Annotated in this window: 12 protein-coding genes; 4 read left to right on the top strand and 8 right to left on the bottom strand. The window is 33.9% G+C overall.

The window, feature by feature from the left end:
* Window positions 1-6: 6 nt before the first annotated feature.
* Both aspS and UMM65_RS10670 read right to left on the bottom strand, forming a co-directional pair.
* Window positions 7-1,755, bottom strand: coding sequence for an aspartate--tRNA ligase (gene aspS / locus UMM65_RS10675; protein ID WP_321976542.1), 1,749 nt, complete (start codon window positions 1,753-1,755; stop codon window positions 7-9).
* Window positions 1,756-1,840: 85 nt separating this feature from the next.
* Window positions 1,841-2,464, bottom strand: coding sequence for a hypothetical protein (locus UMM65_RS10670; RefSeq protein WP_321976519.1), 624 nt, complete (start codon window positions 2,462-2,464; stop codon window positions 1,841-1,843).
* A 178-nt stretch (window positions 2,465-2,642) separates the two neighbouring features.
* On the opposite strand from UMM65_RS10670, the gene UMM65_RS10665 reads away from it, so the two are divergent.
* On the top strand, window positions 2,643-5,216 hold the full coding sequence (locus tag UMM65_RS10665; protein ID WP_321976518.1) for a carboxylesterase family protein: 2,574 nt from the start codon (window positions 2,643-2,645) through the stop codon (window positions 5,214-5,216).
* Between the two features lie 162 nt (window positions 5,217-5,378).
* On the opposite strand, the gene UMM65_RS10660 is transcribed toward UMM65_RS10665, so the two are convergent.
* Both UMM65_RS10660 and UMM65_RS10655 read right to left on the bottom strand, forming a co-directional pair.
* Window positions 5,379-5,936, bottom strand: coding sequence for an RNA methyltransferase (locus UMM65_RS10660; protein ID WP_321976517.1), 558 nt, complete (start codon window positions 5,934-5,936; stop codon window positions 5,379-5,381).
* Between the two features lie 128 nt (window positions 5,937-6,064).
* Window positions 6,065-6,613, bottom strand: coding sequence for a hypothetical protein (locus tag UMM65_RS10655; RefSeq protein ID WP_321976516.1), 549 nt, complete (start codon window positions 6,611-6,613; stop codon window positions 6,065-6,067).
* Between the two features lie 179 nt (window positions 6,614-6,792).
* On the opposite strand from UMM65_RS10655, the gene mutS reads away from it, so the two are divergent.
* The 3 genes from mutS to UMM65_RS10640 all read left to right on the top strand — a co-directional run bounded on the left by mutS (window position 6,793) and on the right by UMM65_RS10640 (window position 10,391).
* Window positions 6,793-9,366: a DNA mismatch repair protein MutS gene (mutS, locus tag UMM65_RS10650; RefSeq protein WP_321976515.1), complete on the top strand. Its 2,574-nt coding sequence runs from the start codon at window positions 6,793-6,795 to the stop codon at window positions 9,364-9,366.
* A 154-nt stretch (window positions 9,367-9,520) separates the two neighbouring features.
* Entirely contained in the window at window positions 9,521-9,808 is a 288-nt protein-coding gene (locus UMM65_RS10645; RefSeq protein WP_321976513.1) for a Sec-independent protein translocase subunit TatA/TatB, read from the top strand.
* A 10-nt stretch (window positions 9,809-9,818) separates the two neighbouring features.
* Window positions 9,819-10,391 carry a phosphatase PAP2 family protein gene (locus tag UMM65_RS10640; protein ID WP_321976512.1) on the top strand — a complete coding sequence of 191 codons (573 nt, stop codon included), beginning with the start codon at window positions 9,819-9,821 and terminating at the stop codon, window positions 10,389-10,391.
* Here UMM65_RS10640 and UMM65_RS10635 read toward each other — a convergent pair.
* The 4 genes from UMM65_RS10635 to UMM65_RS10620 form a co-directional block, all read right to left on the bottom strand.
* Window positions 10,381-10,806 (bottom strand): hypothetical protein, encoded by a 426-nt coding sequence (locus UMM65_RS10635; protein ID WP_321976511.1) that lies wholly within the window; start codon window positions 10,804-10,806, stop codon window positions 10,381-10,383. The genes UMM65_RS10640 and UMM65_RS10635 overlap by 11 nt on opposite strands.
* Window positions 10,807-10,893: 87 nt before the next feature.
* Window positions 10,894-11,535 carry an O-methyltransferase gene (locus UMM65_RS10630; protein WP_321976510.1) on the bottom strand — a complete coding sequence of 214 codons (642 nt, stop codon included), beginning with the start codon at window positions 11,533-11,535 and terminating at the stop codon, window positions 10,894-10,896.
* A gap of 111 nt (window positions 11,536-11,646) precedes the next feature.
* A complete protein-coding gene (locus UMM65_RS10625) occupies window positions 11,647-11,907 on the bottom strand; it encodes a hypothetical protein (protein WP_321976509.1) in 261 nt (86 codons plus the stop codon).
* A gap of 6 nt (window positions 11,908-11,913) precedes the next feature.
* The gene (locus tag UMM65_RS10620; RefSeq protein WP_321976508.1) at window positions 11,914-12,483 is read right to left on the bottom strand and encodes a sigma-70 family RNA polymerase sigma factor; all 570 of its coding nucleotides are present in this window, start codon (window positions 12,481-12,483) and stop codon (window positions 11,914-11,916) included.
* Between the last annotated feature and the right edge of the window lie 23 nt (window positions 12,484-12,506).

The following is a 12,506-nucleotide window of genomic DNA, read 5'->3' as shown; positions in this document are numbered from 1 at the left end:
TGAATATTATAAAGTCACCTTCAAATGTAGCTCTTTTAACTGAGTTTCATCTATAGGTGCTGGAGCATCAATCATTACATCTCTTCCTGAATTGTTTTTAGGGAATGCAATAAAATCACGTATGGTTTCTTGTCCACCTAAAATAGCAACTAATCTATCCAAACCAAATGCAATACCGCCATGTGGTGGTGCACCGAATTCAAATGCATTCATTAAAAATCCAAATTGAGCTTTGGCTTCTTCTTTGGTAAATCCTAAATGGTCAAACATTAGAGACTGTGTTGTTTTATCGTGGATACGGATAGAACCACCTCCTATTTCGTTACCGTTTAACACTAAATCGTAAGCGTTGGCCCTAACTTTTGCAGGGTCAGAATCCAATAACTTAATATCTTCAGGTTTTGGCGATGTAAACGGATGGTGCATCGCATGGAAGCGTTCAGTTTCTTCGTCCCATTCCAACAAAGGAAAATCAACAACCCATAATGGTGTAAATTCTTTGGGGTTGCGGAGACCTAAACGATCTGCCAATTCCATTCGTAAGGCACTTAGTTGTGCTCTAACTTTATCTGTTTGCCCAGAAAGCACACAAATTAAATCGCCAGGTTTTGCTTCCGTGGCTTCAGCCCATTTTGTTAAATCTTCCTGATCATAAAATTTATCGACAGAAGATTTATACGTGCCATCCTCATTACAACGTACATACACCATTCCTAACGCACCAATCTGTGGACGTTTTATCCAATCAGTCAGTTTGTCAATTTCTTTTCTAGTGTAGGTATTTCCACTAGGAACGGCAATTCCAACAACCAATTCGGCTTGGTTAAAAACGTTAAAATCTTTATGCTGGGCTACTTTGTTCAATTCGCCAAACTCCATTCCAAAACGGATATCGGGTTTGTCGTTTCCGTATTTTTTCATGGCTTCATCAAAAGTCATTCTTGGAAATTTATTGACCTCAACACCATTAATTTCTTTTAGTAAATGACGTGTCAATCCTTCAAAAGCATCTAAAATATCCTCTTGCTCCACAAATGCCATTTCGCAGTCAATCTGCGTAAACTCGGGTTGTCTATCGGCACGTAAATCTTCATCTCTAAAGCATTTAACAATCTGAAAATATTTGTCTAAACCACCCACCATCAACAATTGTTTGAATGTTTGCGGACTCTGAGGTAAGGCGTAAAATTGACCTTCGTTCATACGAGAAGGCACCACAAAATCGCGAGCACCTTCTGGGGTCGATTTTATCAAATAAGGGGTTTCCACCTCTATAAATCCTTGATTGGATAGGTAGTTTCTGACCTCTTGGGTGACTTTAGATCGGAATATCAATTTCTCTTTTACCGGATTTCTTCTGATATCCAAGTAACGGTATTTCATCCGTAATTCCTCTCCACCGTCTGTTTCATCTTCTATTGTAAAAGGAGGCAAAAGTGCTTCATTTAAAATTGTCAATTCAGAAACCAATACCTCAATTTCTCCTGTTGGAATGTTTGGGTTTTTTGAAGTCCGTTCAATCACTTTTCCTTTTACTTGGATAACAAACTCTCGTCCCAAATTTTGGGCTTGTTTCAAAATAGTTTTTGAGGTACGTTCTTCATCAAAAATAAGTTGGGTAATTCCATACCTGTCTCTAAGATCGACCCAAATCATAAACCCTTTGTCTCGTACTTTTTGTACCCAACCAGACAAAATTACTTCCTTATTGATATGCGACGCGTTTAATTCGCCACAATTATGACTTCTATACATGGTAAAAAAATTGATGTGCAAAATTAGTTAATTTTGATGGGTTTGCTATCAATTTTTTATGGCATTATTTTGATCTGTTTTTAGGCTAATTTGTTTCACTATAACCAATTGGAGGTGGAGGAGGTGGAAGAATTTCAATTTTTTCCCATAACATAATATATAATGGCGTTTTAAGTTTAATTGAATCAGCGGTTCTGGTTATTCTATCAAACAATTCAATTAGGTTGTCAGTTGAATCAGTCGCTTCATACTGGATTGCTATTCCTATTCTTTCAGGACTATCACTATAACTAGGATCTTTTCCATAATTCGAATAGTCTTTTTTCATTACATAAAAGAGACTATCTATTGGAAAAATATCTCCAACCTTAAAAACGGAATCTTTAGTTATTTCAATGATATTTTTTAGATTGGGGCAATAAGTCATCCCGCTTGAATAACAAAATTCATTAAAATAAATTGTTTTTAAAATATTTTTAGTTTTGAATGAAATATTGGGTGTGCTATCATTGCACGATAGTTCTTGTATTTTGTTGTGAAGTTTTAAGTAAGTGGGGTATTTTTTTAAATCTATTTCCACATAAGTACTATCATTATCTAATATTTTATACCCATATTCTTTTTTTATAAGATTATCATCAGATGATTTTTGTTTTATACATCCCTGTAGAAGAAGAAATGAAATACATAAAAGTAAAAATCGGTACATTTAGTTATGCTTATAGGTTACTAAATTACATCAAAAACTAAACCAAGACTTTCTTAATTTAAGAATTTACTTGGCTTATTTTACTTTTTAGGTGTTAATAAGGGTTCTTGGTCTAAAAAGTTAAACCAAAACTAGATTTATTAATATTTTAGTGTGTTAAATATTAATTAGGGGATAAATGAAAATAGTTACACCACTAAATTTAGTTTTAATCTTAACTTTAATGGTTACGTTAAACTGTATGTATGCCCAAAAAACAGGTAACATCGTTGAATATTTTGGTAAGGAAAAAGTAAATGAAGTTAGTGAGGGTAAGGTCTTGCATATTTTTAAAACGGGATTAAAATTACAAATGCCACGTTTTGGATTTGAATCTTCTTCTTTTCCCAATGATCCTGTTTTTGAACGTTTTTTAATGAATAGTAACTATAAACCAACCAAGGAACCTACATTTGATATAGATTTTTTAGGAAATCCCTTACGATGGGAATCCATAAAAGTAGATAGTACTAGCAGTTTTTCAGATCGCGGTTTACGATCGGCTTATGTGTATTTATCTTATAAATCGAATTCAGAAAAAATTGTGCTTTTTGAAGCATCAGGCCATTCGTTGGCTTTAATTAATGGTTTTCCGCATGAAGGTGATCATTACGACTTTGGTTATAGTCTTATCCCCATTAAACTCAAAAAAGGCGAGAATATTTTTGTGCTAAAAGTTGGGCGATTTCCAAGAATTAGAGCAAGATTGATTACACCTTCTACAGGATTGCAATTTACCTCAAGAGATATGACTATGCCAGATGTTCAGCAGGAAGAAAATAAAGATTATATAGGAGCCATTAGAATTGTAAATGCGACTGAAAATTGGATTAAGGGTGCTAAAATAGAAGCAAATTTAGAAGGAAATATTGCCATAAATAGTATGGAAGCTATTCCACCATTATCAGTTCAAAAAGTACCATTTTCTTTTACTTCAAATCCTGCTCAGGCGTCCAAAAAGAATATGCAATTGCAGTTGGAACTGAAAAGTGATAAAAGTGTTACACTTGATAAGCAAGAGGTTACTTTACAAGTAAAATCAAAATACAAACATCATAAAAAGACTTTTGTAAGTAATATAGATAATAGCGTACAATACTATAGCGTGGCACCGTCAACATCTAACGATGATTCACAAGCTTTGTTTTTATCCGTTCATGGAGCTTCGGTAGAAGCTGTAAATCAGGCCAATGCTTACAAACAAAAAGATTGGGGGACATTAGTTGCACCTACCAACAGAAGACCATTTGGGTTCGCTTGGGAAGATTGGGGAAGACTTGACGCTTTGGAAGTATTGGCTGATGCGACGACAATTTATAAACCAGACCCAAGGAAAATTTATTTGACCGGTCATTCTATGGGTGGACACGGAACATGGTATTTGGGGGCAACTTATCCAGATAAATTTGCTGCTATTGCCCCTTGTGCAGGGTATCCTGATTTGTTGGCGTATCGCGATGGTTTTACAAAACGAATATTGGAAATGACACCCGAAAGATTAGAACGGATGGGTATGTCTTCAAAGATTGTGGAACGTATGAAATTGCAATCTGTAAATACACCTATGGAAAATATAATTGAAAGAGCCGGAACTCCAAGCAGAACACTTAAATTGGAACGCAACTATTTACAAAGTGGCGTTTATGTGCTCCATGGCGAAAAAGATAATGTTGTACCAACCTCTATAGCAAGGGAAATGCGTGAACGTTTGGGCAAATTCCATAACGATTTTACCTATTATGAATATCCTGATGGTACTCACTGGTATGGAAACCATAGTGTGGACTGGCCTCCAATTTTTGATTTCTTTAAACAAAGAACCATAACAAAAGATAAGGATGTAAAAAATCTTGAATTTTTTACGGGTTCTCCTGGCGTTTCAGCAAAATCACATTTTATAACTATACATCAACAGGAAAAACCGTTTGAAGTCAGTTCTTTTGATTTTTCTAAGGAAAACGGCTTTAATATTACTACGAATAACGTTGCAATTTTAGAAGTTGATTTATCGCATCTAACAGATACAATCAGTGCAGTTACTATTGACGGAAATGCTTTGGAGGTTACAGCCAATGGCAAAATATTTCTTAAAAAGGATAGTGATAAATGGACAACAACTTCTGCACCCTCATTAAGTCAAAAAGGACCTCACAGAAATGGCGGATTTAAAGATGCATTTAGAAATAATGTAGTTTTTGTTTACGGTACCAAAGGTACTGCCGAAGAAAGCAAATGGAATTACCACAAGGCACTTTTTGATGCGGAGACTTTTTATTACCGTGCCAACGGAAATGTTGAAATGATAAAGGATACTGATTTTTCTTTAAAAAAGTATGCGGATAGAAACGTTATCATATATGGAAATAAAGATAACAATGCCGCTTGGAAATTGCTGCTAAAAGATAGTCCCATTCAGGTTGCAACTAATGAGGTTGATTTTAATGGTAAGAAGTTGACGGGAGATCAATGGGGTATGTACTTTATAATGGCCAGAAAAGATAGCGAAAATGCAAGTATAGGTGTGGTAACCGCAACTGGAAACAAAGGAATGAAAGCGTCTTATGCCAATCATTATCTGGTAAACGGTACTACTTTTCCCGATGTTGTTTTGTTTGATAGCGAAATCTTGAACCAAGGTGTTGATGCCGTAAAATGTGCAGGCTTCTTTGGGAATGATTGGTCTGTAGAAAATGGGGAATTTGAGTGGAAGTGAAAAGAAGCCCCTCCCCAACCCTCCCCCGAGGGGAGGGAGTTGCTTAGACTAAGGATTTTACACTTGAAACTGGAGATGAAATCTAACGGTTAATTTAACAAATTCCAATATTAATTATTGAAAACAATAATTAAATTGTACCATTTTAAACTTAAACGACTATTAGTTCCCTCCCCTTGTGGGGAGGGTTAGGGAGGGGTTTTTGTTAAACAAATCCCATAACACTACCCCGCAACTCACAGAAATATTTAGAGAATGTTTTGTGCCGTATTGCGGAATTTCAATACAATAATCAGACGCTGATACGACAGGTTGTTGTACCCCTTTTACTTCATTACCAAAAATAACCGCTAATTTTTTACCTTTTGTCGGCTTAAAATTTTGAAGTTCAATACTATTTTCTGCTTGTTCTATGGAGGCTATTTCAACATTTTCATTTTTTAATTTTTCAACCAACTGTAATGTGTCGTCAATATGTTCCCATTCTACAGTTTCTGTTGATCCCAAGGCGGTTTTATGAATATCTTTATGTGGTGGTTTTGCGGTAATCCCGCAGAGGAAAATTTTTTCAACTAAAAAGGCATCAGAAGTTCTAAAAACCGAACCAATATTATTTAAACTCCTTATGTTGTCTAAAATTACAATCAAAGGTGTTTTATTGGCTGATTTGAATTCTTCGGTATTTAGTCTATCAAGTTCGCTGTTTTTTAATTTACGCATTTTTTAATCTTCATTTGGCGGTGTTCAGTTTGCAGAAAAATTCTGTGAGAATCTGCGAAATTATCGGGAAATAAAACATGTTTATCAACTATTTCTAACTGTTTGGTTATATAGATTTCGTAAGTAGTTTATTTTAGTTCCTGTTGTATGTAATTTTCCATTTCAACTAATCCTTTCATTCTTTCGTTTTTAGACAATTCATTAAATTTATCCCATTCCGTTTCAAATGATTCGTAAAATAAATTCTCATATTTTACAATAGAATCCAACGTTATTGATTTAATGTTTCCTTTGTTTAAATTTATAATTTTAGATACAAGTTTTCGTCTGTAAACTTCACATAAATCAAATCTAGCCTGAGCAATTCTTATAAAATTCGCGTCAGACGTATCTGATACGTAAGAATTTTCAGGTAGAAATACGGTTGTAGAACGTAAAACAATACTGTCGGTTATTCTATGCACGTTGACAATTCCTACTCTGGCGGAAAAATTATCAATATAATTTTGATCAGGGTCAAACTGAAAGTCTGATACTTTCAATTCCACATTGGGAGTCCAAATTATAGATTTTCGTAATGCTAAATATTCTTGTACATCATTCCATTTGAAGGTAACAAATAAAATAAAAAATATCAAAACTACTAAAATTATCCAAATAGTTTTCTTCTTCTTCATTAGTGATAATTAAATTACTGTTATTTATCTATAATCAATCCCCAAAAGTAAAAAATTAATACCATGATTGTGAATAATTGATACAGCTTCATTTTAAACTCACCCTAAAAAAATGTAACTTCGCGTCTTATCATTTAATCTCCAGAATCTTGGCTAAAACGAAAAAAGTCACCCCTTTAATGAAGCAATATAATGCCATCAAGGTTAAATATCCTGATGCCATGTTGTTGTTTAGAGTGGGAGATTTTTACGAGACATTTGGCGAAGATGCAGTAAAAGCAGCTGGTGTTTTAGGGATTGTTTTAACAAAACGCGGTGCAGGTAGTGAAAGTGAAACGGCCTTGGCGGGATTCCCACATCATTCCTTAAATACCTATTTGCCGAAATTGGTAAAAGCGGGTATGCGAGTTGCCATTTGCGATCAATTGGAAGATCCCAAAATGACTAAAACCATTGTAAAACGTGGTGTAACGGAATTGGTTACCCCCGGTGTGGCTCTTAATGATGAGGTGTTACAATCTAAAACCAACAATTTTTTAGCAGCAATTCATTTTAGTAAAAGACAATTAGGTATTTCTTTTATGGATATCTCTACAGGTGAATTTTTGGTGGCAGAAGGCAATGATGAGTATATTGATAAATTGCTTCAAAATTTTAATCCGAGTGAGGTATTAGTTCAAAAACAATTTAAAAATAAGTTTAAAGAAGCTTTTGGCGAACGTTATTATACTTTTTATCTCGATGATTGGATTTTCCAAGAAGATTATGCCAATGAACAATTAACCGAACATTTTAAGATAAAATCGCTTAAGGGTTTTGGTATTGACGATTTGCAACATGGAATTGTTTCCGCGGGTGCAATTTTATATTATTTATCTGAAACACAACATAAAAAACTAGAGCATATTTCTACCATTCAACGTGTAGAAGAAGATCATTATGTTTGGATGGACCGATTTACGGTTCGGAATTTAGAACTGTATTATTCCAATCAGCCCGAAGCAGTTACTTTGTTGGATGTTATTGACAGGACCATTTCACCCATGGGTGGAAGACTCTTAAAACGCTGGCTGGCATTACCATTGAAAAATATTGAACAGATAAGGCAACGGCACGAAATCGTAAAGTACCTGATTGATAACGATGATTTTTATAACGGCATCATTTATCAAATCAAACAAATATCCGATATAGAACGGTTAATCTCAAAAGTAGCTACGGGAAAGATAAATCCGCGTGAAGTGGTATTGTTAAAGGATTCTTTAAAAGCTATTTTACCAATTAAAATCAATGCCGAAAAGAGTGAAAATAAATCTCTGCAACAATTAGGAAAACAACTGCATAATTGTACGGACTTAATAGAAAAAATTTCAATAACCATATATGATGATGCTCCCGTAAATATCAACAAGGGAAATACAATTGCAAAAAATGTTTCCAAAGAATTGGACGATTTACGAGCCATATCTACCAACGCCAAAGATTATTTGGACAATATGTTGGCACGAGAAACCGAGAGAACTAAAATACCAAGTTTAAAGATAGCTTTTAACAACGTTTTTGGGTATTATATTGAGGTCAGAAACACGCATAAAGACAAAGTGCCGGAAGAATGGATTCGGAAACAAACTTTGGTAAATGCCGAACGTTATATTACTGAAGAGCTCAAAGAATATGAAACTAAAATTTTAGGTGCAGAAGAAAAAATAGCCGTACTAGAACAACAGATTTTTTCCGATTTATTACAGTTTATGACGGTGCATATTCAGCAAGTGCAAGAAAATGCTCAACTTGTTGCAAAATTGGATTGCCTTTGTTCTTTTGCACAAACTGCCAAAGACCATAATTATGTGCGTCCGCAATTAGATGAAAGTACCGATTTAGAAATCAAAAACGGTCGCCACCCAGTAATTGAAAAACAATTACCCATTGGCGAAGAATATATTGCCAATGATGTGGTTTTGAATAGAGCACAGCAACAAATCATCATGATTACAGGGCCGAATATGAGTGGTAAATCGGCTATTTTACGTCAAACTGCCTTGATAGTGTTATTGGCTCAAATGGGAAGTTACGTTCCTGCACAACAAGCTCGAATTGGTGTGGTTGACAAAATTTTTACAAGGGTAGGAGCGAGCGATAATATTTCCATGGGAGAATCTACCTTTATGGTAGAAATGAATGAAACAGCCAACATTCTAAATAACATTTCTGAACGTAGTTTGGTATTATTAGATGAAATAGGGCGTGGTACGAGTACATACGACGGAATATCAATTGCTTGGGCAATTGCAGAATATTTACATGAACATCCTTCAAAAGCAAAAACATTATTTGCCACACATTATCATGAGTTAAATGATATGACAGAAACATTTGACCGTGTCAAAAACTTTAATGTTTCCATAAAAGAACTCAAAGACAATGTTATTTTTCTACGAAAATTAGTGCCAGGAGGTAGTGAACACAGCTTTGGAATACATGTGGCCAAATTGGCAGGGATGCCCGCTTCGGTAATTCATCGAGCCAATAAAATGCTTAAAAAATTAGAAGCAAGTCATTCTTCTGACGAAATAAAAGACAAACTCAAAAAAGCTACTGAGGAAGATGTGCAACTTAGCTTTTTCCAATTGGACGATCCACTTCTAGAAGATATAAAGGAAGAAATTTTAGCGACAAATATTGACGCTCTAACGCCAATAGAAGCTTTAATGAAATTGAATGAGATTAAGAGGATGTTGACTAAAAAATAGAAAGCTTTTCCTAGACCTAACCTAATGGGAGGTATTTACGAATGTAACTTCATCCCCTCATGGCTATTTACAAACTCCATTTTTTGTTAATTTAAGAGCTAAGGCTAATATAGATATTATTATTCTGCTATCTTTGTGGTAATTAATTTAGACTATGCATTTTTTATTTATAAGCGGTGGCGAAATATTTGTAGTACTCATTATAGTACTTATGCTTTTTGGTGCGGATAAAATACCTGGTATTGCCAAAGGATTGGGCAAAGGGATGCGTCAATTAAAAGACGCTACGAATGATATTAAGAGAGAGATTACTGAAACGGCAGAAAAACAAGGAATAGATACCGATTTGGCTAAGGATCTTAAAAAAGATATAAAATCGATAAAAGAAAACGTTAAGGGCAATATTGACGATGTAACCGGTCCCATAAAACGAAATTTATAAATTAGTATAATTGGATTTCTTAGATCAAATTATTGAATATGACAAGGAGTTATTTATCTATTTAAATAATTGGGGGTCTGAACCTTGGGATGAATTTTGGTTGACTATTACAAATCAGTTCAGTTGGATTCCTTTATTTTTACTACTGTTTTATTTTATTTTTAAAGCCTATGGCTGGAAAAAAGGATTGGTACTCGTTTTAGTTGCTGCTGCTCTGGTAACCTTTTCCGATCAGTTTGTTAATCTGATAAAAAATGGAATAGCTAGGTTACGACCCAATAACGACCCAACTGTGAAAGAACTGATTCGGATTTTAAAGAATCCAAAAGGTTTTAGTTTTATTTCCGGGCATTCCACAACTTCTTTTGCCGTAACAACTTTTATGATATTAACCTTGAGGAAATATTATAAATATACTTTTTCACTACTAATTTGGCCTTTATTGTTTGCCTATAGTAGAATTTACCTAGGTGTGCATTTTCCCTTAGATATATTTATAGGAATGCTTGTAGGGATTTTAATAGGTATTTTATTTTATAAAATCAGCTTGTTTTTTCTTAAAAAAGTAGCTGTTAATAGCTAAAACCATGTCGTTGCATCTGAGAATCTGAACTTAAAAAATCAGAAATTCGTTTTTTTAAAGATTTTATTTTCCTTTTAACCCTTCTGATTTCTTGAATAAGCGATTTATTTTCTTCTCGATAAATTTGTAGCTCTACCGTATTGCCCGTTGCTAATAATTGAGACAAATGTACTCTGTGCTTTTCCAAATTATCCGATAAGTTTTTCATCAACCTATCTTGCGTAGTGTTTGTAATTAAAGCAATGTTTTTTTGTACTTGAACTTCAATATGGTCTTTAACTTTTTTGGAATTTACACGGCGTTTTAATTCACGTAGCTCGTCAATATAAAAGTCAAATTCCTTTGCCCATTTTTTAGTTTCCTTATACCACTTTTTCAGATGTTCCTTGTTTAAATTTGATGTTTGAGTATTCATAATTTAGAGTTTATTTGTTGTTCTAAAGGTATGAATAGTTAACCCGATTTTAGGTTAACATATTGTCAAATTAAAGTTAAAGATTTGTTATTTTACCCTGCTGATGGATAAACCATCCCTTATTGGTAGTAAAACCGTTTCAACCCTAGTATCGTCTTTAAGCAATTTATTGTAAGCGATTAAAGCTTTGGTATCATCATCACTAGGATCTAATTTTTCAGTTACTTTGCCGCTCCACAACACATTATCTGACAAAATGATACCTCCTTTGTGCATTTTATCAATAACCAAATTGAAATAATTACTGTAATTACTCTTATCGGCATCAATAAACACTAAATCGAAACTCTCATTAATGTTCGGAATAACTTTAAGAGCGTTACCCGTATATTGTTCTATTTGATTTTTATAAGGCGATTGATCGAAATATTTTTTTTGTAAGAATAATAGTTCTTCGTTATGGTCAATGGTATGTAGCTTGCCATTTGGTGCAAGTCCTTCCGCCAAGCATAATGCAGAATAACCTGTATAGGTGCCAATTTCTAAAATAGATTTTGGCTGTACCAATTTAGAGAGCATTGCCAACACGCGACCTTGAAAATGACCGCTTAACATTCTAGGAACTAACACTTTTTGCCAAGTTTCTCGGTTGAGTTGTTTCAATAATTCAGGCTCGTCTTCCGAATGGGCAATTGCGTAATCTTCTATTTTTTGAGGTAAGAAATCCATGGAGTAAAAATAATCAATATTCAAGCACCAAAAAACAATTAAAAATTAAAAAAGGAAGTTATAAACTGCAAAAATCAGAGTTGGAATTTGGAATTTTAAAAATTGAGTTTTTTATTTCATTCTTTTAACCACTTCTGTTTGAAGCACTTCTTTTTCTTCATTGCAAAGCTTATGTTCACTTTCGGTTTTATGCAAATGTTTGTTGCAAACTTTAGTTAATGTAGCATTCTGTTTAGAATAAAGTCCACAAGTTTTGCACATAAAAATATGGAATCTTAGTTTTAATATCTCCCAAAAGGAAGCTTCTTTATATTGACTTTTATTGCAAATGGCAGTAGCTTCATCACAGCTAATTAAAAAAATCTTACTCATAAAACACTATTTTGAAAACCAATTATCTTCTAAACATTTTCTTAGTTGATGCCTAGCTCTATGGATGATTACCCATAAATTAGACGGGGTAATGCCCAATTCATTACATATTTCTTCTGTTTGAAAATGCTCAACATTTTTTAATAAAAACACCGTTCTGTATTTGTCGGGTAAATTATTTATGCATTTGTTCAATACATTTTTTAACTCTGCATTCTCAATTTGTTTTTCAGCTCCATTGTCCCATTGTTGTGGTACGCGTTCTTCTAACCAACTTCCTTTTTTATCTCCTTCCTCGTAAAAGTTAACTTTTACTTCAGCTTTTCCTTTGCGGGAATTTATTTTTCTGTAATAGTCTATTATTTTACGCTTTAAAATAGAAATAAGCCAAGTGCGTTCAGAGGCTTCCCCTTTAAAGTTTTTAGCAGCTTTTAATCCCGAAAAAAAGGTTTCTTGAACCAAATCTTTAGCTTGCTCATGGTTATCTACACGAGTAATGGTATAGTTGTACATATAATCAGAATATGCACTTACCCAATTATTTGGGTCTAAACTATGTTTGGTTGAATTTGACATTTAATTGAAAAAAAGCAAATATA

The sequence above is a fragment of the Aureibaculum koreense genome (assembly GCF_034296135.1).
In the GTDB taxonomy this organism is placed as follows: domain Bacteria; phylum Bacteroidota; class Bacteroidia; order Flavobacteriales; family Flavobacteriaceae; genus Aureibaculum.
This window is presented reverse-complemented; position numbering and strand designations above follow the sequence as displayed.